Annotated in this window: 17 protein-coding genes; 8 read left to right on the top strand and 9 right to left on the bottom strand. The window is 61.8% G+C overall.

Going from position 1 to position 22,818, the window contains the following annotated elements:
• Window positions 1–38: 38 nt before the first annotated feature.
• The 4 genes from AC07UX_RS12150 to AC07UX_RS12165 all read right to left on the bottom strand — a co-directional run bounded on the left by AC07UX_RS12150 (window position 39) and on the right by AC07UX_RS12165 (window position 4,253).
• A complete protein-coding gene (locus AC07UX_RS12150; RefSeq protein WP_495192254.1) occupies window positions 39–293 on the bottom strand; it encodes a transposase in 255 nt (84 codons plus the stop codon).
• A gap of 687 nt (window positions 294–980) precedes the next feature.
• Entirely contained in the window at window positions 981–2,837 is a 1,857-nt protein-coding gene (locus AC07UX_RS12155; RefSeq protein WP_495192255.1) for a glycoside hydrolase family 15 protein, read from the bottom strand.
• Window positions 2,837–3,955, bottom strand: coding sequence for a Gfo/Idh/MocA family protein (locus tag AC07UX_RS12160; protein WP_495192256.1), 1,119 nt, complete (start codon window positions 3,953–3,955; stop codon window positions 2,837–2,839). The genes AC07UX_RS12155 and AC07UX_RS12160 overlap by 1 nt, the downstream gene beginning before the upstream one ends.
• A 31-nt stretch (window positions 3,956–3,986) precedes the next feature.
• Window positions 3,987–4,253 carry a hypothetical protein gene (locus AC07UX_RS12165; protein WP_495192257.1) on the bottom strand — a complete coding sequence of 89 codons (267 nt, stop codon included), beginning with the start codon at window positions 4,251–4,253 and terminating at the stop codon, window positions 3,987–3,989.
• A gap of 1,012 nt (window positions 4,254–5,265) precedes the next feature.
• Here AC07UX_RS12165 and AC07UX_RS12170 point away from each other — a divergent pair.
• Window positions 5,266–7,590: a TonB-dependent receptor gene (locus AC07UX_RS12170; protein ID WP_495192258.1), complete on the top strand. Its 2,325-nt coding sequence runs from the start codon at window positions 5,266–5,268 to the stop codon at window positions 7,588–7,590.
• Window positions 7,591–7,664: 74 nt separating this feature from the next.
• Here AC07UX_RS12170 and treF read toward each other — a convergent pair whose 3' ends face one another.
• Window positions 7,665–9,239: an alpha,alpha-trehalase TreF gene (treF, locus tag AC07UX_RS12175; RefSeq protein ID WP_495192259.1), complete on the bottom strand. Its 1,575-nt coding sequence runs from the start codon at window positions 9,237–9,239 to the stop codon at window positions 7,665–7,667.
• 338 nt (window positions 9,240–9,577) lie between these two features.
• On the opposite strand from treF, the gene AC07UX_RS12180 reads away from it, so the two are divergent.
• On the top strand, window positions 9,578–9,844 hold the full coding sequence (locus tag AC07UX_RS12180; protein ID WP_495192260.1) for a hypothetical protein: 267 nt from the start codon (window positions 9,578–9,580) through the stop codon (window positions 9,842–9,844).
• A 281-nt stretch (window positions 9,845–10,125) separates the two neighbouring features.
• Here AC07UX_RS12180 and AC07UX_RS12185 read toward each other — a convergent pair whose 3' ends face one another.
• Entirely contained in the window at window positions 10,126–10,416 is a 291-nt protein-coding gene (locus tag AC07UX_RS12185; RefSeq protein ID WP_495192296.1) for a transposase, read from the bottom strand.
• 22 nt (window positions 10,417–10,438) lie between these two features.
• Between AC07UX_RS12185 and AC07UX_RS12190 the strand changes: the two genes are divergently transcribed.
• Entirely contained in the window at window positions 10,439–10,819 is a 381-nt protein-coding gene (locus tag AC07UX_RS12190) for a helix-turn-helix domain-containing protein (protein ID WP_495192261.1), read from the top strand.
• A 222-nt stretch (window positions 10,820–11,041) separates the two neighbouring features.
• Window positions 11,042–11,395 (top strand): transposase, encoded by a 354-nt coding sequence (locus tag AC07UX_RS12195; RefSeq protein WP_495192262.1) that lies wholly within the window; start codon window positions 11,042–11,044, stop codon window positions 11,393–11,395.
• Window positions 11,396–11,781: 386 nt separating this feature from the next.
• Here AC07UX_RS12195 and AC07UX_RS12200 read toward each other — a convergent pair whose 3' ends face one another.
• From AC07UX_RS12200 to AC07UX_RS12210, 3 genes are read right to left on the bottom strand one after another with little or no spacing between them, the layout of a single operon-like run.
• Window positions 11,782–13,083: an MFS transporter gene (locus AC07UX_RS12200; RefSeq protein ID WP_495192263.1), complete on the bottom strand. Its 1,302-nt coding sequence runs from the start codon at window positions 13,081–13,083 to the stop codon at window positions 11,782–11,784.
• Window positions 13,084–13,115: 32 nt separating this feature from the next.
• Window positions 13,116–14,162 carry a FecR family protein gene (locus AC07UX_RS12205; protein WP_495192264.1) on the bottom strand — a complete coding sequence of 349 codons (1,047 nt, stop codon included), beginning with the start codon at window positions 14,160–14,162 and terminating at the stop codon, window positions 13,116–13,118.
• Window positions 14,077–14,670, bottom strand: a complete 594-nt coding sequence (locus AC07UX_RS12210) for an RNA polymerase sigma factor (protein ID WP_495192265.1) — start codon at window positions 14,668–14,670, stop codon at window positions 14,077–14,079. The genes AC07UX_RS12205 and AC07UX_RS12210 overlap by 86 nt, the downstream gene beginning before the upstream one ends.
• A gap of 192 nt (window positions 14,671–14,862) precedes the next feature.
• Between AC07UX_RS12210 and AC07UX_RS12215 the strand changes: the two genes are divergently transcribed.
• The 4 genes from AC07UX_RS12215 to AC07UX_RS12230 are packed head-to-tail and all read left to right on the top strand — an operon-like array spanning window position 14,863 to window position 22,570.
• Entirely contained in the window at window positions 14,863–17,634 is a 2,772-nt protein-coding gene (locus AC07UX_RS12215; protein ID WP_495192266.1) for a TonB-dependent receptor domain-containing protein, read from the top strand.
• 15 nt (window positions 17,635–17,649) lie between these two features.
• A complete protein-coding gene (locus AC07UX_RS12220) occupies window positions 17,650–19,767 on the top strand; it encodes a penicillin acylase family protein (protein ID WP_495192267.1) in 2,118 nt (705 codons plus the stop codon).
• Window positions 19,767–21,005 carry a dipeptidase gene (locus AC07UX_RS12225; RefSeq protein WP_495192268.1) on the top strand — a complete coding sequence of 413 codons (1,239 nt, stop codon included), beginning with the start codon at window positions 19,767–19,769 and terminating at the stop codon, window positions 21,003–21,005. The genes AC07UX_RS12220 and AC07UX_RS12225 overlap by 1 nt, the downstream gene beginning before the upstream one ends.
• A gap of 29 nt (window positions 21,006–21,034) precedes the next feature.
• A complete protein-coding gene (locus tag AC07UX_RS12230; RefSeq protein ID WP_495192269.1) occupies window positions 21,035–22,570 on the top strand; it encodes a CRTAC1 family protein in 1,536 nt (511 codons plus the stop codon).
• The last annotated feature ends 248 nt before the right edge of the window (window positions 22,571–22,818 follow it).

Here is a 22,818-nt window from a genome sequence, read left to right on the forward strand (position 1 = left end):
CGATCAAACGACACTTATTCACGAAACATGAACTAGATTCATCTAGAGCCGGATGGAGCAGTCACTAATCTTGAAGGATGGATGCCGCGAGCGGCCATCTCTACCCGGAGCGCGTCATTGTCGTAGGCGCGGTTGGCGAGCAGTGCATCACCATCGCTCAGGGTGTCGAACATGTCGGCGGCGCTACGACCATCATATACTTGGCCGGCGACGAGCTTGAGCGCGATGGGCAGGCCATTGGCATCGACCAGCACGTGGATCTTGATCGTCAGGCCACTGCGCGAACGGCTCATGCAGCCGGGTTCCCCTTTTTATCGCCATTGGCGTCATGTTGGTGAACCCGGATCGAGGAATTGCCGATCATCTACACGTCGCCCTCGTAAGCTGCTCAACCTGCTTCCAATATCCGCGCCCGCCTGCCCGGCGCCAGCGGTTGATCGGCTCACGCATATTGTATGCGGGCCGTATCGTGCCGGAATATCAGCCTTGGGAGCGCCCGTCCGCAGTCGCCAGAAATACCATCGAGTAACCCTGCGGGATCGTCCGGAAATTGCGGCTAATCTCAACCAGTGTCAGCTGCGAGGTCCCCTGCTGCACGAAGGATATGAAACAGCGGCAAGCCGTTATCAGGATATGCAGGATCATTCCAGGCTTTAGGGATGATCGCTTATTGCCGCCCTGACCGGACGCTCCACTCATGCCGTGCAGAAGCGTTTTTACACGTCCTGGACCGCCTGCTAGCGGAAGTCATAGGGACATTTTCCACCATTTTCTGGCGCCGTATTGAATGGAAGGTATAGTCGATAGCGGACAAGGCATCATTCATAGGAACCACATGCTCCCCGTGTCCAGGACTGCTGTGCGTCCCAAGTGGGCCGTCAGCCGCACTTTTAGAACGTCCGCCGACCTGCGTCTGGTGGAACGAGCAGAGCCTGGCTACGCTGCGCGAACGGCGGTTCGGCCAGCGGATCCTGCTTTTTTTAACCGGACATACTGCGGCTGCAGCCATCTTCGGCGGAGAGCGCATCTAGCGTCATGACGTGCGCGAGATGCGACAACCCCTGCGGCAGGTTGCCCAAGAAGGCTCCGCTCTGCGGATCGATCATCTCGGACAGAATGCCCACGCCACGATCGAACGTCGCATCAAGGGCGACAAGCATGGCTTCCGCTCGCTCGCGCTGGCCGAGCAGCAGCCGCGCTTCGATCATCCAGAAGGTGCAAGCGAGGAAGCAGCCTTCCTCTTCAGCGACACCGCTGTAGCGAAAGTGCCAGGGTCCGGCACCCAGTTCGCGGTCGATCGCGTCGATCGTGGCGGCGAGCTTGTCGCGCCCGTCGAAGCCGAAGCGGACCATCAGCGCCAGCGACGCATCGAGCCGGTCACTGCCGGGGTAAAGCACGAAGGCGCCGTGCGTGTGCGACCAGCAATGGTCGAGGATCCACGCTGCCACGCGATCGCGCTCGCGCGCCCAGCGGTCGCGGCAGGTGGTCGGCAGCTGGCCCTGGTCGGCGAGCTCGACCGCACGCGCCAGCGCCTGCCAGCAACTCACCTTCGACATCGTGTAATGCTCGTGCTCCTCGAGCTCCCAGATGCCCGAATCCTTCTGCCGCCATGAATCGGCGCACTGGTCGGCGAGGTGCGAGAGCAGTTCCGCGCTCGACGCATCGAGGATGTTGCCGCAGTCCACGAAGCAGGCGGCAGTGTCGAAGATGTCGCCGTAGACGCCATGCTGGTTCTGGTCCGTGGCGGTGTTGCCCGTCACCACCGGACGCGAGCCACGATAGCCAGGCACGTCGATCTCGCGCACATCGGGCACCAGATCGCCCCCCAGCGTGTAGCACACGCGGTAGCCGTGCTCGCCCAGCCGCTTCAGCAGCCAGGTGAATGCAGCCTTCGCCTCGGGTTGCGCACCGGCGGCGAGGAACGCCTTGATGGTGTAGCCGGCGTCACGCACCCAGGCATAGCGGTAATCGTAGTTCTTCGTGCCGCCGATCCCTTCCGGCAGGGAGCTGGTCGCAGCCGCCGCGATCGCGCCCGACGGCGAGAACAGCAGCAGCTTGAGTGCGAGTACGCTGCGGATGAAGGCGGGCCGGCGTTCGCCACGGTACGCGATCCGCTCGGCCCAGGTGCGCCATTCCGCATCGGAGATGTCGATACGCTCGTCGATCTCGGCAACGGGCGGCACGACGAGTGGCTCGCCCTCGCCGCACACGACCGCCACCACCTCGCGTTGGCCTTGGGCGACGCTGAAGGCGCCGATCACGGCATCGTCGCTGCGCTGCACCTCAATGCCGTCCGAGTGCAGCAGCACCCCAAGCACGTCGCCGACGTGGAATACCGGGTGCCGGCCGAAGCGCGACTGATAGGGGCTGGCCGCGCGTGCGCGGCGCCCGGGCCGCATTTCCAGATCGAAGCGAACGGTTCCGTCGAGCCCTTCGATGCGACGGGCGAGTTCGACCCACGGCAGCCGCCCTGCGGGGCCACTGTTGATCGATTCGGTCAGCATGGCGCGGCCAGAAGCGGTGGTGAACACCGTCTCCATGACGTTGCTGTCGGGCCGGTAGCGCTGCTCGGCCGCGAATGGCTCGGTTGGGGTGATCGCAAAGCGCCCGCCCTCTTCGGGATCGAGCAACCGGTCGAACAGCGGGGACGAGTCCAGATTGGGAACGCACCACCAATCGATCGAGCCGTCCGAGCCCGACAGCGCCACGGTGCGCCCGTCGCCGAGCGCGCCGTAGCGTTCGAGCGGCAGATACCCGTCCTGTCGAGACGTGCGCGGCGCGGCATGGTCGACCGCGCGCACCCTCTCAATCACGCCCCCGATCGACCGGCCGAGCATCAGGCCGACTGCGGCACGATGCTGATCATGTCCTCCTCACCCGGTTCCTTGGCGGGCTTGAGCTTGAGCATCTGGTCGGGCTTGATCCCGCAGCTGCGGTGCACCGGCTCAAGCGCCACCGGCGCGCCGCTTTCCAGCGAGCGCTCCACCGCATCGAGCACGCGCATGTCGAGCCAGCCCTCCTCGGCATCGGCCTCGGGCTGGCGGTCGTTGAGGATGCACTCGGAGAAGTACTGCGTCTCACCGCCGAACTGCTCGACCGGGTCGAAGCTGTGCGTCTCCTTGCTGCCATCGGCCCTGGTCTCGACGTAGCTGATGCCGATCTTCGGCCCGAACATGAAGCAGGGCGAGGCCTCGATCGTCGCCTTGGTGCCCACCAAGGTGAAGCGTTCGGCCGGCGCAGTAGCGTAGCTGACGGTGAACTGAGCGACCCGTTCGCCCGGAAACTGCAACGTCACCGCCACCGTGTCGTCGAAGTTGAACCCGCGCCCCGCGGTCTTCATGCCGACCGCGTGGACGGAAGTCGGCTCCTCGCCGAACAAATTGCGCACGGCGTTGAGCGGATAGGTGCCCATGTCGGGCACGGGGCCGCCCCAGTAGCCGTTGTGGCCGCGCGAATTCTCCTCGGCGACGTTCTGCGCAAAGGCGGCGGTGAAGAAGCGCAGGTCGCCAAAGTCGCCGCGCTGCGCGCGGGTCACCATCTCGACGGTACCGGGCTCATGATGGAGGCGGTAAGCGACCATCAGTTTGGCGCTCGAACGCTTCTGGACATCCAGGATCCGCTCCGCATCGGCCAGGCTGGCCGTCGCCGGCTTTTCCAGCAGCACATGGATGCCGGCCTCGAGCGCGGCGATCACATAGTCCGTGTGAAGCGCGTTAGGTGTCGCGACGTAGACCGCGTCGATCTCGCCCGAGCGCAGCAGCGCATCATACTGGTCGTAGCTCCAGGCCTTGACCTTGTATAGCTTGGCCAAGTCATCCGCTTTGGCCGGATCGCCGGTCACCAGCGCGGCCAGTTCCGAATTGTCGGTGCGCGCGATCCCGGGCATGAACGCCTGCTGTGAAATCTGGCCGCCGCCGACTACCGCATAGCGCACCTTTTCCTTGCTTCCGAACATCGTAGCTCCTGCTTTTCGCGTTGTGGGGTGGTCAGGAAACGATGGGGTGCGACTTTTGTTGCGTTGCAGCACGGTTCAGCGCGAGCAGCAGGCCGCACGCAAGGCCCAGCGCCATCTGATCGAGCGAGCGCCGGATGAGCGGCGTGGTGGTGAGGTTGGTCGCCACCGTGACCACCTGATAGACCAAGAGCAGCGCGCCAGACTTCACCACCGGAATGCCCTGCGTCGCGACATAGGAGGCGAACCAGTCGACGAGCGAATAGAATATCATCGAGTGGAACGCGAAGAACAGCGACACCTGCCAACCGATCGGTTGGCGCCATTGCGACCAGCGACAGGACGGCGAAGAGCAGGAGCCGTAGCGCGTTGAGTAGTCCGGCCGCGGTGCCGTCCAAGTGCAGGTCGCGCTGGATCTCAACCAGGACGGGACCGAGGCTGGTCACCGGCGCGCGCAGATTGGCGCCGATAAGGACGATGCCGATAGCGGCAGGCATGCAGCGCGACGCGGCGGGAATGGGAGGTCGGGCTATCATCGGTCAACCTAGCAAGACACGACGACCCGGCTTAACCGGATCAATCGGGATGGTGCGTTGGTTGACGTCAACGCTTACGCGAGGAGCGGCACGCCTGATCCCCGTCTGTCAGCGTCAATAGGTGAACGACAGTCGCGGATCAAGGAGATCATATGCAAAGCTGGCCATATGGCCGAGATCGACTCGACGACCTGATGCGTGTAACAGTGTTTTCCGTCGCCATCCGCACGAATTGCGCGTCACCGGTTGGTTTGCTTATCCGAATGTGCTGCTCCTTGACCAAGTATGCGTGCGTTTGTGATCGCCTACCTGTAGATCGCGTTAAGTGGCTGCTTCTGCCTAAGCTGACCTTTACGCAAAAAATCTAGACGACCGTGCTCCCGAGCAAATTCATCTCTATAGCGCTTTTGAGGGCTTGAACTCTGAGCCGCTATTAGCCTCACGGCTGATCATTTTCGCGTCGGAGAAATCTTTCGCGTGGCACAACCATTCCGGCGCTATGGTGCGCTAATGTCACACCCACTTATCGAATTGAAACAGGTGCGAAACTTTCTTGCGAGTGCGTAATTAAGCGGTCAGGGCGCCGTGGCTCCCGGGTTCCGACGCGGGTGGTGGAAGATATCGTTTTAAGGCGGCTTCCCAGACATGATTGCGATCCGGCTCCTTTGAGAATGTCGGAAGCTCAGGAGGAATATCATAATGCATATTGTCCATTTATCCGCGTACAGACTGCTTCTGGCTGGCGCTGCGCCTTTCGCCCTGATCGCCGGGAGCGCGATGGCGCAGACCGTCCCTGCCGCGCAGGATGCGTCCGGCTTAGCGGCCGATGAGAGCCAGGCCGACATCGTCGTCGTCGGCACTGCGGGCGGCGGCACCCGCCGTCAGGACGCGGCCTTTGCCGTCACCAGCCTGTCCAGCGACGCGATCGCACGCGCCGCGCCAAACAGCACGGCCGACCTGCTGCGCACCATTCCGGGCGTCAGCGCCGAAAGCTCCGGCGGCCAGAACGGCGCCAATATCTTCGTGCGCGGCTATCCGTCGGGCGGCGACGCCCAGTTCGTCACTTTCCAGCTGGGCGGCGTACCGTTCTTTCCGCCTTCGACGCTGTCCTTCCTCGAAAATTCGCAGCTCATTCGCCTCGACGAAACGGTCAATCGGGTGGAAGCCGTGCGCGGTGGCACCGGATCGCTCTTTTCCAATGGCCAGCCGGGCCTGACCGTCAATGTGCAGCAGCGCGAAGGCGGCCAGACGCTCAAGGGCTTTGCGAAGCTGTCCTACACCGATTATGACGAAATCCGTGGCGACGCCTGGATTTCCGGCCCGATCAGCGAAGACACAACCTTCATGGTCGGCGGCTATTATGCGCAGGGCAACGGTATCCGCGATCCGCAATTCCGCGCCGAAAAGGGCGGTCAGATTACTGCGAACATCCGCCATGATTTCGACGGTCGCGGTTCACTGCTGATCTACGGTCGTTACCTCAACGATCATGGTCAGTGGCTGCTGCCCATCCCCGTCAACCAAGACGGCAGCAAGATCAGCCAGTTCGCCAATTTCGACCATGGCACCGGCGCGCTCGCCGGTCGCGATGTGCGCGTTACCACGAACAATGCCGGTCGCACCGTCGATCTGGCCGATGGGCGTGGCGCTAAGCTGGGCAATCTGGGCCTGAGCTTTGACTATGAACTGGTCGATGGCCTGAGCATTCGCGAACGCGCCAGCTATATGTGGGGTACGGCCAACACCATCGGCCTGGTTCCCACCGACGCGCCGATGAGCGCGGCGGCGATGGCCACCACGCTGGGCGGTGCGGGCTCGACCGTGGGTAGCCTGACCTACGCATCGGGCGGCGGCGCGGCAGCGGCCGGGACGCAGGTCATGCGTGCGGGCATCTGGGACGTGCGCAAGCGGATCGACGCTTTCGTCAACGACATGGCGCTGGAGTTCAAGACTGGCGGCAACAAGCTGACCGGCGGCTTCTATCTCGCCAACTACACCACTCGCGACAATTGGGCGCTGGGCAATGACATATTGCTGACCGCCGAACCCAATGCCCGTCGCCTGAACCTGACGCTGGGCGACGGCCGGGTCGCGACCCGCGACGGCTTCACCTCCGGCGCCAGCTTCCTGGTGAACGGCCGCTATGAAGGGCGCGACATCGCTTTCTATGCGGTAGATGAGCTTCAGATCACTGATAAGCTTCGCGTCGATGGCGGCGTGCGCTGGCAGCGTCACGAAGTCGGGGGCGATGTCGCCACTTCCGGCGCGGCCTTCGATCAGGATGGCAGCGCAGCCACCTTGTACGACCGGACTGTGCAATTGGGCGGAGCCAACCGGATCGACTATAATGCGTCGCGCTGGTCGTGGACGGCAGGCGCCAATTACGACTTCACCGGCCAGATCGGCGTCTTTGCCCGGTACAGCCGTGGCAACAGCTTCCCGCAGTTCGACAATCTGCGCGAAGGGCTGACCATCATATCGAAGGTGGACACCTATGAAGGCGGGCTGAAGGTTTCGACCCCGATGCTGAACCTTTATGCGACGGTGTTCCATAACAAGTTCGACGGTTTGGCCACGACGCAGATCATCAACGGCGTGCCCAATGAATCGGTCGGCGGCGCCAAGGCGACCGGCGTCGAGCTGGAAGGCGTGATCCGTCCGTTCGCGGGCTTCAGCATCGCGGCGGCGGGCACCTATCTGGATGGCACCTATCGCGGCTTCTTCAGCGGCAATGGCACCATCGACAACACCGGCAACCGCGTGCAGCGTCAGCCCAAGTGGATGTGGCGCGTGACGCCCAGCTACGAACTGACGGTGGGCGAATTCCGTCCGTCCATCTTCGCCACGCTGCAATATACGGGCGACCGCTTCTCTGACCCGGAGAACGCACAGCTGCTGCCCAACTATTATCAGCTTGACGCAGGCGTGTCGGTGGACGTCAATCAGCGGTTGAAGCTGGCAGTGACGGGCAACAACCTGACCGACGAGCTGGGCCTCACCGAAGGCAATCCGCGCATCATCGGGTCGCAGGGCGCAGGCACGATCCTGGCTCGCCCGATCCTGGGTCGGTCCTTCCGCTTCAGCGCGGCCTACAGCTTCTAAAACATAGGCGCGGTGCCTATCGGCACCGCGCCAAAAAAGGGGTGGGGCGATCTCATCGCCCGGCCCCTTTGCATTTACTCGGCCTTTTCCAGGTCGGCCGCTATGTCTGGATAGCGGTCCAGCAACGCGCTGGTGACGCCGTTGGTCCATCCGAACCCGTCCTGAAGCGGATATTCGCCGCCGCCGCCAGGCTTGCGCTCTTCGACGTCATATTTTTCCAGCATCTTGCCGGTTTCGGCATAAGCGGCCGCGACCGTGCCGATCCAGCGTCCGGCAATATCGCGGGCTAGCTTTTCCTGTCCGTTTCGCGCCAGGCCGTCGATCGCCACCCATTGCAGCGGTGCCCAGCCATTGGGCGTATCCCATTGCTGGCCGGTCGCATTGGCAGTGGTGCGGAGGCCGCCGCTGCCCAGTAGCTTGACGCGGACGGTGGTTGCAACGGCGGTCGCCTGCGCGTGTGATGCTGCGCCGACGAACAGTGGATAGAGGGTTGCGGCGGAAAGGATAGCTGTCGACTTCTTAGCCTTGCTATCCCAATCACCATAGCGACCTTCCTTAGCTACCCACAGATAGCGGTCGATCGCAGCCTTGCGCTTGCGCGCCAGTCCTGCAAATTCGGTAGCGCAGGCGCTGTCGCCTGCCTTGCGGCAACGAGCCTCGATCCGCTGTTCCATCGCCAGCATCAGGCTGTTGAGGTCCACCGGCACGATGTCGGTGGTGTGGATTGTCGCGATCGTCCGTCCGTCGCCGAACCAGCGCGACGTAAAGTCCCAGCCGCTTTCCGCGCCGGCACGCAGATGGCGATAAGTTATCGCCTTGTCGCCCTTTGCTTCCGCCGCGGTCGCGACATCTTCCGCATAGGATTCGTCGCGCGGCGTATTTTTGTCGTCCCAATAGCGGTTGAGCAGTGTGCCATCGGGCATCCATACCACCCGTTCGCACGCGCCGCTGGGCTGCACGCAAGACGCGCCTTTCATCCAATAGGCATGTTCGGCGCGCAGCGCCGCCAATTGACGGGTGGCGGTGTCGGCGCTGTCATCCTTCGACAGATCCAGCATCAGCGCGTAGAAGGGCGGCTGCGACCGGCTGAGATAATAGCTGCGCATCCCGTTGGGGATATGGCCGTAAATCTCGATGGTGGAGGTGAAATCCACTAACATGCTTTCGATCAGCGGCTGCTGGCCATCCACTGCCAGGCCCAGCATGGTGAAATAGCTGTCCCAATAATAGATTTCACGAAAGCGCCCGCCCGGTACGACGAAGGGCGCAGGTAGCGGCAAGGCAGAACTGCCCGCCTGCCGCTCAACCCGCTGGCGCACTAGGGTTGGCCACAAGGTGCGCACATGGGCGCGCAGGTTGGATGCGCCATGATCATTGACGCCCGGCACGCGGAAGTGGCGCAACACGAATGTTTTGAGCGCGTCTTTGCCCTGCGGCGGTTGCTGGCGATAGGCTGCCATGATCGCGGCCGGGTCCGATCTCGGCGTGGCGTCGACGAAGGTCTTGCCGTCGGGGAACAGCTTTTCAAGCTGCACGCGCTCGAACAGATCGCCGTACAGTTCGGCAGGGGAAGATTGCGCCCAGCCCGGATTTCCCAATGCAAGGAGGGAAGCAAGGCCGGCAGCAACGAAGGATCGGCAATTTTTCATGCCCCTCTTTCGGTCGCCCCGCCAGCCTTTGCAACGGCAAAATCGGATGATCGGCTGGGACTACGGCATAGGGCCGCAGCATCGCTATAGCTAGGCGCGTGCGATCCGATGGATCAGTGGTGGGGCCGAAACTCGTCAACATAAGTTCGATTGACAGCATCCATGACGATGGTTTTGATTATGCAATCCTGTTTGTTGTGATCTAAGAATCGCATGGCTCCAAGTAAGTCTTTGAGATGCGTGAAAGGCGTATCTGCAATCGGGAGGCTTTATGCGGATCATCATGGCTGGCCGGACTATAAGCTCTGCAAGGCACACGCTGTCCGTGAGGGCGCCCAATGGGAAAGCCGCCCGGCGGAAAGCGAGATTCGAAATATGTTTCATTTCTTCAAGCGATGATCTGCGAGATGATGTCAGCAATTAAAGGTGAAGCGGGCGTTATGCCTAAAAAGCTCCATATCGCTGGGCAGCATTTGGAACTTAGCAACCCTTCCCGTTCTAGTTCAAACTTGACGTTGAGCGGGGCGGATGGGGACGACGCATCTTGGTCTACAGCCGCGGTACAGCCGAACGTCTGCTTCTGGGAAGTAAAAATTGATCGCTGAGCGGCCGGCTAGGGTTGGCTTAGCAGGAAGCGAACGCCGGATCGCGGGACGTATCAGCCATTCCCACTTTCGCCGTTTAACGTCGGCCTGCCTTCTGTCGCAGCACCGTCTGGGCCAGCTGACCAAGACTAGAGATGCCTTTACGCATATCAGCGACGCCGCATGCCAATTAAACCCGTACGCCAGTTCCCGGCCCGATCACGCCGCCTCCACGCAGCGGATGAGCCGTGTCAGGGAGATGACCTCGATGTCGCTTCCAAAGCGCAACGTCCGGCCTTTCGTCAGGCGCAGCTCAACCATGGATGTCGCGCCTGGACCAGGGTTGTAGGCAACTTCAGGGGCTTAACGGCAGGGGCAAGTCTAAGGGGGAGAAAGACGGGCTCAGGCGCGACTCCCAAGAGCCCGCGCTTCTTCAAATCATAGCGCCAAGTATAAATCTGTTGTCGGGTTACATCGTGGCGCTGCGCTACCTCTGTCATTGTCGCGCCATTCTCGCCAACGGCACTGATGATCTCTAGAGCATCGCGCTTGAAATAGGAATCGAGGGATTCCCATAAGGTCGGAAATGTGATTCACCGTTGTTGGAGGTGGATCATGGGGAAATCCTATTCAACCGATCTTCGGGACCGGATCGCGGATCACATAGCATCCGGGCAATCTCGTCGCTCTGCATCTCGTCATTTTGGGGTCAGCCCGAGTTGCGCGGTGAAACTGGCGCAGCGCGTGGCTGTGACGGGATCATCGGCGCCTGCCCGGCAAGGACGCCCGCCCGGTAACGGCAAGCTGGCGCCTCACATGGCGACTTTGGTCAGATGGGTCGATGCCGAGCCGGATATAACCATGCCCGAACTGTCGGCCCGGCTTTCTGCGGCCACCGGTGTTCAGGCGCACCCTGCCTCGCTGTCGCGCGCCTTGCTCAAGGCCGGCTACAGCTTCAAAAAAAACGCTGCTGGCATCGGAATGCGGACGCGATGATGTTGTCATGGCGCGCCGGGCCTGGCGCGTCTATCGGCAGCCCGCCTTGCGGAAAGAGCCGCATCGACTGGTCTTTATCGACGAGACGGCAACCACCACGAAGATGACGCGGTTACGAGGACGGGCGCGCCGCGACCAGCGCCTCAAAGCGCGGGCACCCTTTGGTCATTGGAAAACCCAGACCTTCATCGCGGCCCTGCGCTGCGACGGACTGACCGCGCCATGGGTCATCGACTGCCCCATGAACCGTACGACTTTCGAAACCTATGTCGAAACGCAACTCGCTCCACCCTCAATCCCGGCGACGTCGTCATCCTCGACAATCTCTCCAGCCATAAAAGCGAGAAAGCCACGGCCATCCTCAAGGCACGCGGTGCATGGTTCCTCTTCACGCCGCCCTATAGCCCTGACCTCAATCCGATCGAGATGGCATTCTCCAAACTCAAGGCCCACCTTCGCCGAACAGGTGCCAGAACCATCGATGCCCTCTGGCAGGCCATCGGCAATATCTGCGACCTCTACACCCCAGACGAATGCCGAAACTTCATCAAAGCCGCTGGATATCAGTCCGATTAAAGGCTCGATGCTCTAGGGCACGAGAAGCTAGAAAAATCCCAATAGCCCAGCTCCTGGGGCCCCCGCGGGTCGTACATGTAAGACTTTCGTACGCCTACGGCGCCCGAAACCCCTCGACTGATAGGAGGGACCGTATGTGGTCGCTCCCTGCCGGTTAGCGGACGGGCCGGACCAGGGGATGCGAGATTGGTGCCTGAATGGCGACAAAGGGTCGAAGTCGGTAGGCAGGAGTTTAGCACGCAACTGCCACTTCCTTACTCACCTGAGCTTGACAGTTTAAGCTCCGATCAGCTCGTCAACCAGAAGCGATAAACGCCTCTAGCCGGCTGGGGGAAGTTGCGGCATTGCTATGGGCACCGCCGATCAGATTGGAACGTGTAGCAGCACTAAATTTTACTCGTCGCTCGCGTGTCGGGCATACGAAGATAAACGATCAGAGACCCGCCGATCATGGTCGTCACATACCAGTAGAAACCCTGCTCCATGTCAGCATACTTCATCAACAGGGCGACATATTCCGCCGTTCCGCCGAATATTGTGTTGGTCAAGGCATAGGGGAGCGCCACCCCCAACGCGCGGATGTTGGCCGGGAACAGTTCTGCCTTCACGATCGCGTTGATAGAGGTGTAGCCAGTGACGATCACCAGTCCGCCCAGTACCAGCAGGAAGGCGCCAAAAGAGGAAGTGACGCTTTCCAGCGCGGTGAAGATGGCGGTGGTGAACAGGACACCGCCGACGCCAAAACCGATCAGCAGCGGCTTGCGCCCGATGCGATCGGACAGCCAGCCGGCAATGGGCTGCAACAGCATGTAGATGAACAGCGCCGACGCCATGATGGCGGTCGCGGTCTGCCGGCCGAAGCCGGCGCTGTTGACCAGGAATTTCTGCATATAGGTGCTGTAGGCATAGAAAGCGAGCGTGCCGCCGGCCGTCAGTGCCATGACGAGCAGCACTTCGCGCGGATGCTGGCGGATGAGGTTCAAGCCGCTGGAGCGGGGCTGCTCCTTCACCGCGACGCTTTCCTGATAGGCTTCGGTTTCCTTGAGGCCTCGGCGCAGGCGATAGACCCCAATCGCCATAAGACCGCCGATCACGAAGGGGATGCGCCACCCCCAGCTTTCCAGCTGATGTTCGGTCAGGAACAGCTGGAGCAGCAGCAGGACGCAGAGCGCCAGGAGCTGCCCCGCGATCAGCGTCACATATTGGAAGCTGGAAAAGAAACCGCGCTGGTCGCTTTGCGCCATTTCGGAAAGATAGGTCGCACTCGCGCCATATTCGCCGCCGATCGACAGACCCTGAATTAATCGCGCAAACAGCAGCAAAGTCGGTGCGGCGACGCCGATGGCCGCATAGCTGGGAATAGCGGCGATCATCAGCGATCCGCCCGCCATCATCATGACCGAAAGGGTCAGGCCTGCCTTGCGCCCCTTGCGATCGGCATAGATGCCCATGGCCCAGGCGCCGATCGGTCGCATCAGGAACCCCACGGCAAAGATGGCGGCCGCGTTCAGAAGCTGGGCTGTGCTGTCGTCCGACGGGAAGAAGATCGGCGCGAAATAGAGGGTGAAGGCCGAATAGACATACCAGTCATACCATTCGATCAGATTGCCGATCGATCCACCGAGGATGGATTTCAGGCGATCCTGGTGGGAAAGGCTGGCGGGCGCGAAAGACGAAACATGTTCCATCCCGGTTGATACGGATGGCCCGATCCGTTCTGCTAACTCCCGTCCGCAGATACCAATATTATCGAATTGTCGCTGCCCGGAACGGCACGGATGCCAAATCCGCTTTCCAACGCATCGACGAAGTCCTGCGACCGGTCTAGCCGGAAGGCGCCGCCGACCCGCAGGCTGGCAATGGCCGGATCGCCGATCACCAATGGGGTCGGGCGATAGCGGTTGAACTCCTCGACCGCCTGGGCGAGCGTATCGCCCTCAAACTCGACCATGCCCTCCTGCCAGGCGACGCGCTGCCTGATCTTGGCCGGTTCCAGATGGGTGACGGCGATGCTACCGCTGCGCACGGCCGCGCTGCGCCCGCTTTCTATTTTGCGGACGGCAGAATCGCCGTTGCGGACCGCGACGATCCCCTCGATCACGGTCAGTTCCGTGACGTCGGCCCGCAAGCGCACGTTGAACATCGTACCGATGGCGCGGACCAGCGTACCGTCGGCATTCACGATGAAGGGACGTTTGGCATCATGGGCGACGTCGAACTGCGCCTCCCCCTTCAACAGGCTGATGGAGCGGACGTCGTCGCGCAGCGCGACCTCGACCGAACTGTTCGTGTTGAGATGGATTTTGGAGCCGTCGGCCAGCCGCACCGTCCGGGTTTCGCCCAAAGCGGTGCGATAATGATCGACGGTGCCCAGCAGGCGCAGCGCCACGGTAGAGGCCACCCCGATCGCGGCGGCCGCAGCGGCGAAACCGACCAGCAGACCCCGGCGGCCGATCCGGCGCGAACTCGCCGCGGCGATCACCTCTGCCGGCGGCGGATCGTCCGACGGCGCAACGGCGGCCGCCGCCGGGCCGTCCTGCTGGCCGTCGGGCAGTTCGTTCAGCCGCTCCGCCAGTTCCCATCCGGCCTCCGCCTTTGCAAAGGCAAAGCCATGGGCGGGATCCATCGCGACCCAGGCATAGGCAGCGCTCCAGTCTTCGGGGGCGTCGCTTGCCCGCGCCTTAAGATACAGACGCGCCGCTTCGGCCTCGATCGCCTGCATGTCCTGCGCGCTTGTGTAGCGACCAACCAAATCCAGAACCCTCAAACTGTCCGATAGCCTGCATTATCTTCACCGCCGCGCGCGTCAAATGCTTGTCCACAGTAAAGACGGACAGACCCATCTCCTCTGCTATCTCCTTGACCGATTTCTCATGAACCCGGCGCAGGATGAAGGCGCGTCGACATTGGGCGGGCAGCGTGTCGAGAATGGCCTGAAGGTGGCGAAGCTCGTCGCGGGCGTGCAACGCTTCTTCGGTCGAATTGTCCGCCTGAAGCACGTCGAGTTCGGCCACCAGTTCCAGCGACACGATCTTTTCGCGCCGCGCCTCGTCGATCAACAGGTTGCGCGCGATCTGGAACAGGAAGGCCTTGCCGCTTTGGGTACGGTGAATATCGCCATTCGCATAGGCGCGGGTCATGCATTCCGCGACGATATCGTCAACATCCTGCCGATGGGACACCACCCGGCGCAATCGGGATCGCAGTGCGCCTTCATGGGGCAGGATGGCTTGCTTGAACCAGTCCAGCCTCGCCCTGATCGAAATCGCGTCCACGCCCACACTCGTCCCCCTGTGCCTATCACTCCCCCTGCGGCGCGCCCGATCTGGCGCTGCATCGGGGCGTACCGATCGATACCGAAGGCGCCCCGGTCACAAAAATGAGATATTTTTAAGCGTCGTTAGCAGAAACGCGATCGGCCTCCGTATCCACCACTGAAAGTTACAAAATTCGACGGGGGTTAACTGATGACACGAACTTATCTGCATCTCGCAACCTGTGCTGCTGTCACGCTCTTTGCGGCGGGATCGCAGGCAGCATCGGCAGCCGAACCGGTGCAATTCAAGATTCCCGCCCAGTCGATGCAGACCGCGCTGACCCTGTTCGCCAAGCAATCGGGGATACAATTGCTGTTCCCCTATGATCAGGTGAACGGCCTGGCCGCCCGGTCCGTCAATGGCAAGATGACGCCGGATGCGGCCCTGGCGCGCATGATCGCGGGTAGCGGCCTAAAGATCACGCTGTCCAACGGCAACGTCATCGCCCTGTCCCTGCCCGGTCGCGCCAGCCGCCAGAGGACGGTCGAAGTCGCCAGCCTCGGCGTCAGCGGCCTGCCGTTCGCGATGCAGGCCGCCGGCGCCATTCCGGCAGGCAGCGCGCTGCCGCAGGCGGCCGAGGAAGATCCCGCCGCACAAATCGTCGTGACCGGATCACGCGGTCAGGCACGTACCGTCGCGGACAGCCCGACGCCGATCGACGTGATCGGAGGCGAGGAAATGAACCGGACCGGCAAGGCTGGCGTGCTGGCGGCGCTCAATACGCTGGTGCCTTCTTTTAACCTGCCAACCCGTGCTGGCGGCGGCACGTCCACCGTCATCTCCACGGGCGGCCTGCGCGGACTCAATCCCGACCAGGCGCTAATCCTGGTGAACGGCAAGCGCCGGCACAAGACTTCGCTCATCAATTCAGTGTCGTCCTTCTACAAGGGGTCCGTGCCGGCAGATATGGACATGCTGCCGAATGCCGCAATCGATCATATCGAAGTGCTGCGCGACGGTGCTGCGGCACAATATGGCTCCGACGCGATCGCGGGGGTCATTAACATCATCCTAAAGGATGATGCGAAAGGCGGCTCCGCGTCGTTTTCGGCAGGCCAGAATTACGATCGCAGCGACGGCGAACTATATCGCGCCGATGTCAATTACGGCGCGAAGCTAGGTGACAACGGATATATCAATCTGTCCGCCAGCGCGAAGCAGCAAATGGCTTCGAACCGTGCGGAGCCGATCGCATCCACAGTGCGCCTCTATCCACTGGTCAACGGCCAGCCCGATCCGCGCGAAGCGACCATCAATCGGCTCGTGACCTACAATTACGGCGCCATGCCGCAAAAGAGCCTGAACCTGGGCTACAGCACAGGCTATGATTTCGGCGGTTTAGAAGTCTATTCTTTCGGTACGTACAGTGAGCGCCAATCCGATCTGAACTATACCTATCGTCCGGCGACCAACGCAAACTCCTTGCCGCAAATCTATCCCAACGGCTTTCGTCCGCGCGTTATCATCAGCGAGGCCGATTTCGAATTCGCGCTGGGTGTGAAGGGCACGATCGGCGGCTGGGATACCGATCTAAGCAGCACTTATGGCAAGAACCGGTCCCGGCAGAATGCTGACAACACATTGAACGCATCGATGGGGCCGACCAGTCCGACCGAATTCTACGTCGGCTCGCTGGTGTCCAAGGAATGGGTGAACTCGCTCGACCTGACGCGCGGCTATGATGTGGGTGGCGGCAACCTTCAGGTGTCGGGCGGCTTGCAACACCGGTATGAAAGCTATGCCGTTCTGCAAGGCGAAGAGGCCAGCTATCTGGCCGGCACCTATACCTCCAGCCTGGGCGTCCCCACGCCCGGCGCGTCGGGCGCGGCCGGCTTCACGCCCGAAGACGCCGGCAGAATCAGCCGCAACAACCTCGCTGCCTATCTCGACGTCGCCTATGACCCCACCAAGGATGTGACGATCGGCGCGGCGGTTCGCTACGAACATTATGATGACGAGAGCGGAGATACGCTGATCGGCAAGCTGAGCGGTCGCTATGCCTTGACCGACTGGCTGTCGTTGCGTGGTGCGGCCAGCACGGGCTTCCGTGCGCCGGCGCTGGCGCAGCAAATCTATGCGGCAACCACCGGCCAGTTCCGCAACGTGAATGGCGAATCCATTCTGTTACAGATCAAGACGCTTCCCGTAGGGTCGCCGGCGGCCATCGCGCTGGGGGCAGAGCCGCTGACCCCGGAAAAGTCGGTCAACTTCTCGGCCGGCTTTGCGCTCAAGCCCATCTCGGGCCTGAGCATCACCGTCGATGCCTATCAGATCAAGGTGAAGGACCGCATCACGCTGACCTCCACCCTGCCTGACTCGATCGTGTCGCCGATCCTGATCGCAAACGGCATCCCGGGCTTCATGAGCGCGCAATATTACACCAATGCCATCGACACCCGCACGCGGGGCATCGACGTGGTCGCAACCTATCGCCACGGCATCGCCGATGGCCTTAACATGAACTGGAACCTGGGCTATAACTACAACAAGACCATCCTGACCAAGGTAAAGGACAATCCCGTCGAACTGGCGGCGTTGCAAAGCGAATTGTTCGACCGTGCATCGCGGGCGAACATGACAACCAACCTGCCGCTGACGAAGCTGTTCCTGGGCAATGTAACTACTTGGAACGACTTCTCGCTCAGCACGCGCGTCGTGCGTTATGGCGCGTTCAAGAGCCAGGGCAACACCGTGTCGCAGGACGCCGAATTTGGCGCCAAATATATCACCGACATGGAACTGACCTGGAATGCGTCCGAACGCTTCAATGTCAGCGTCGGCGCCAACAACCTCTTCAACGTCTATCCTTTGCGTGACGAGGCCAATACCTCGGCCGCGAACGGATCCGGCTTCTACGCGACCGGCGGTGGCTTCGGCTTCACGGGCGGATATTATTATGGCCGCGTAACGGTCAACTTTTAAGACAGGGGATCAAAGATGCGTTCGGTATCAGCGGGACTGACGCTGGCTCTGGCTACGCTGGCGGTGGGGGCTTCGGTTCCCATGGGCAGCGGTGTGCAGGCTCAATCGAAGACCAGCTTCGGCGGTGGCGAGATATTGTGGGACAGCTTCGGCGTCCCCCATGTCTATGGCAAGACGGAGGCGGCGGCCTTCTATGGCTTTGGTTATGCCCAGGCGCATAATCACGGGAACATCCTGCTGCGCATGTATGGGGAATCCCGTGCGAAGGCAGCGGAATATTGGGGCGAGAAATTCGCCAAGCAGGACGAATGGCTGATCGGCAATGATGTGCCGGCGCGCGGTCTTGCCTGGTACCGGCAGCAGACGCCGCAGATGCGGTCCAATCTGGATGCCTTCGCGGCCGGGGTGAATGCCTATGCCAAGGCCAATCCCGACAAGATCGCGCCGGACGTTCGTCAGGTGCTGCCACTGACCGGCGTCGATATCATGACGCATGCCCACAAGCTGATGAACTTCCAATATATCGCGTCTGACCGCCGCGTACTGGTCAACCCGGACACCAATGAAGCGGGCGGGTCGAATGCCTGGGCCGTCGCGCCATCGCGGTCGGCCAGCGGCAATGCGATGCTGCTTGCCAACCCGCATCTCCCCTGGGCGCCCGGTCCGCTCACCTATATGGAAGCGCATATAAATGCGCCGGGCATGGCCATTTATGGCGCGACGCAGGTCGGCCTGCCGGTGATGCGTTTCGGCTTCAACAATGATCTGGGCTTCACCAACACGGTGAACACTATGCTGGGCTATACCAGCTACGCGCTGACGCTGAGCGATGGCGGCTACACGTTCGACGGCAAGACGCTGCCGTTCAAGACCGCGCAGAAAAGCTACAAGGTCAAACAGGCCAATGGTGCGCTCAAAACAATAACCTTCACCCAGCGCTATGCCGTGCAGGGACCGGTGTTCGACCTGCCCGGCGGCAAGACCACGGTCGCCGTCAAGGTGGCGGGTCTCGATCGTCCCGGCGTGCTCCAGCAATATCTGGACATGGGCAAGGCGCATGACTGGGCGGGTTTTGAAAAGGCGCTGCGCCAGATGCAGGTGCCGATGTTCAACATCGTCTATGCCGATCGCGGCGGCCATATTCTCTATCTCGACAATGGCATCCTGCCCAAACATGCCGAGGGCGACGTCAAGATGTGGTCGAAGCCGGTCGCGGGCGACACGTCGAAGACGCTGTGGACCGATGTGCACAGCTATGACGAGATGCCCAAGGTGAAGGATCCGGTGTCCGGCTTCGTCCAGAACGCCAATGATCCGCCATGGCTGTCGACCTGGCCGCGGGTGCTAGATCCCAAGGCGTTCCCGGCCTATGTCGCCAATGTCGGCCCCGTCAGCCAGCGCGCGCAGATGTCGGTCAAGCTGCTGAGCGAAGGGCCCAAGTTCAGTTTCGAGGAGTTCGTCGCCAAGAAGCACGAGATGCGATCGCTGATGGCCGACCGGATAATCCCGGAGTTGGTCCAGGCAGCGCAGGGCAATAGCGATCCCGACATTCGCAAGGCGATCGACCTGCTCAAGGCGTGGGACCATCGCGACACCGCCGATGCGCGCGGCGCGCTGCTGTTCGAAACCTGGGCATCGATTTTTTCGCCCAACAACTTCACCAACCAGACTAATTATGCGGTGAAGTGGACGATCGACGACCCGCTCCAGACGCCCCGCGGCCTGAAGGATCCGGCCGCCGCCGTCGCCATGCTGAAGCATGCGGTCGCAAAGACGAAGGCGCTGTATGGCGCGGTCGATCGCCCCTATGGCGAAGTCTCCCGCTTCCGCGTGGGCGACACCAGCGTTCCGGGCAATGGTGGCTTTGGCAATACCGGCATCTTCCGCACCATCACCTGGGGCCCGATGAAGGATGGTGAGCGAAAGCCGAATGCGGGCGAAACCTGGGTCGCGATGATCGAGTTCGGCACACCGCTCAAAGCCCAGGGCCTGATGAGCTACGGCAGTTCCAGCCAGCCCGGCTCCAAGCATATGGGCGATCAGTTGCCCTATCTGTCGGAAGGCAAGTTGCGCACCCTGTGGATCGACCGCAAGGATGTGGAAGCCCATGTCGAGGACAGGACGGCGTTCTGATGCGCAAGACGATGACGGCGGCCTGCGCCGCTTTGCTGGCGGGCTTTTTTGCGCCCGCCAGCGCCGCTTTCCCCGACGCCCGCCAGGCGCATGAGGGCATGATTGTGCTCGACACCCATTTCGATACGCCCGCCAATCTTGGTCGGCCCGAATGGAACATCATGGACCGCCATGTCGAGGCGACGGACGGAGATCAGGTCGATTTCCCGCGGATGCTGGATGGCGGCGTGGACGGCGGCTTCTTCGCCATCTTCACCGCGTCCGGCCCGCGCACGCCCGAAGGCGACCGCGCGGCGCGCGACTTCGCCATCCGGCGCGGCGTGCAGATACGTGAGATGATCGCGAAACATGCCGACAGGTTCTCGCTCGCCATCACCGCCGACGATGCGGAAGCGGCCGTGAAGCAAGGTAAGCGCTTCGCGTTCCTGAGCATGGAAAATGGCTATCCGTTCGAGCGCGACATATCGCTGATGTCCGCCTTCCGCAGCCTGGGCGTCACGATGATGAGCCCGGTCCACACGAAGAATAACGATCTGGCCGACAGTTCCACCGACAAGCCGGAATGGAACGGGCTTTCGCCTGCAGGCAAGGCCTATGTGGCGGAGGCCAATCGGCTCGGCATACTGATCGACCTGTCGCATGCATCCGATGAAGTCGTGCGCCAGACGGTCGTCCTGTCGAAGGCGCCGATCATCCTCTCGCACTCGGGCATGCACAGCGTGTTCGACCATCCGCGCAACATCCACGACGCAGAGGCGAAGCTGATCGCGGAGAAAGGCGGCGTTATTCAGATCAACGCCTTCAACGCCTATATGATCGCAACACCCAAAATCCCGGGGCGCGAGGCTGCGCTGAAGGAACTGATGGCCGGCTTCATGTCGCGCACCAACATAAGCGCGGCGGAGCGACGCACCCTCATCGCGAATCGCAAGGCAATCGACGCGAAGTGGCCGGTGCCACAGGCGGGTTTCGACGATCTGATGAAGCATATCCTGCACGCCATCAAGCTGGTCGGCATAGACCATATCGGCATCAGCGGCGACTTTGACGGCGGCGGCGGGATCGAAGGGTTCCGCGACATTACCGATTTCCCGAAGGTCACGGCCGCGCTGCTGAAGGCCGGTTACAAGACAAACGACATCGCCGGGCTGTGGGGCGGCAATGCCCTGCGCGTGCTGCGCGCGGCCCAGGCGGGCGCGGAGCCCGGCGCGGTCCCCGCCATCCCCTTCACCAACTGATTTGCACCCGACGATAAAGAGGAACTGCCGTGAATAGCTCCAGCACGATGCGCGCAAAACTGGCCCTGCTGCTCCTGTCGGGCGCGGCGATCGCGGCGGCGCCCGCCGTGGCGCAAGTCCCCGCCACCGGCCATCATTTCGAAGCGATCCAGCGCGACCTGTTTGCGCAGGCCGGCTCGCTGTCCAACGCCTGGGCCGATTTCGACAAGGATGGCGACCTCGACTTCGCCGTCACCATGAAGAGCGGCGCCATCCACCTTTATCGCAATGACGGCGGCACCTTCGTTCGGGTGGGCGAAGCGATGGGCTTGCCGGTCGCGGGCGGCGAATTCCGCGCGATCAGCTGGGCCGATTATGATGGCGATGGCTGGCTGGACCTGTTCGCCGGCTCCTCCCTGCCCGACAAGCCAAGCGCGCTGTTCCGCAATGTCGAGGGCAAGAGGTTCGAAAATGTCGCGGAGAAGGTCGGCCTGACCATCACCGGGCCGGGCCGGGCCTCGCGCCAGAACAACTGGATCGACGTCGATAATGATGGCGATCTCGACCTTTACGCCACCGACCGCATCGGCAAGAACCGCCTCTATAGCAATGATCGCGGCACCTTCGCGCAGATGCTGGCCGATGCCGAACCGACCGTGTTCAAGTCGACCGTGGGCGCCTGCTGGCTGGATTATGACCAGGACGGCAAGCTGGACCTGTTCCTGGCCAACCAGTCGGGCAAGACCGACTCCCTCTTCCATAATGAAGGTGACCGCTTCGTCGACGTCGCGCCTGAACTCGGCATGGACATGCCCGGCCGCGCGAAAGAAGATGGCGGCGTGGGCTGCGCCGTGGGCGATTTCGACAATGACGGCCTGCTCGACATCTTCGTGCCCAATTATGGCAAGAATGTCTTGTGGAAGAATGACGGCAAGGGCGGCTTCAACAATGTCGCGGCAGAGATGGGGCTTGATGCCGAAAATCATGCCGTGGGCGCCTCCTGGGGCGACTATGACAATGACGGTTTCCTCGACCTCTACATCACCTCCTATCATGGCGAACCCGGTAAGCAGACGCCAGCCGACGCATTGTTCCACAACGAAGGGGGCAAGCGCTTCGTCAACGTCATCGACCAGCATCCGATCGTCAATGATGGCGATCATGGCGTGGAATGGGTCGATTATGACGGCGACGGCGCGATCGACCTGACCGTGACCCATGGCTACAGCGCGGTCGGCGGCCATTTCATCTTCCGCAACGTCATGCCCGCAGCCCAGGTCGCGCGCGCGATCAACATCATGCCGCTCGATGGACAGGGCCGCCCGGCCAAGCCCGGCACCGAAGTCCGCATATACGACAGCAAAAAGCGCATTCTGGCGACCCGCATGATGTCCACCGGCGGCGGCTATGGCGCACAGAGCGTGACGCCGCTGCACTTTGGCTTGCAATCCATGGACAAGATCTCGGTCGCCGTGACCTGGCTGACGGCCAAGGGGCGGCAGATTCAGTGGTTGCAGGATGTCAGTCCGGCCGCTCACTCAGGTAAAGCGCTAGCTATCCAGCAGAAGCTTAAAGGTAGGAGGTAAGCCGGCTTACGGCCACGGCTAACCTGGGCTGAAGCCAGAATGGAGCCTGATCGTGACGTCGGTGGCGCAAAAGTCGCCGAGTGGCTATGCCATCTATGCAGGGCAGCAGCGTTAATGTCGCGGTCTTCCAGTTGGGCTCTGCTGCGTAAGGCTGGGCGACAGAGCGTAACACTCTCAATCCCAAGCGTCAGGCGATGCTGAGCGTGCTGATCGCCAGCCGGATTACTGAAAGGTCTGTTTGAGTAGCC

It is taken from the genome of Sphingobium sp. GW821-FHT02B05, from assembly GCF_059421905.1.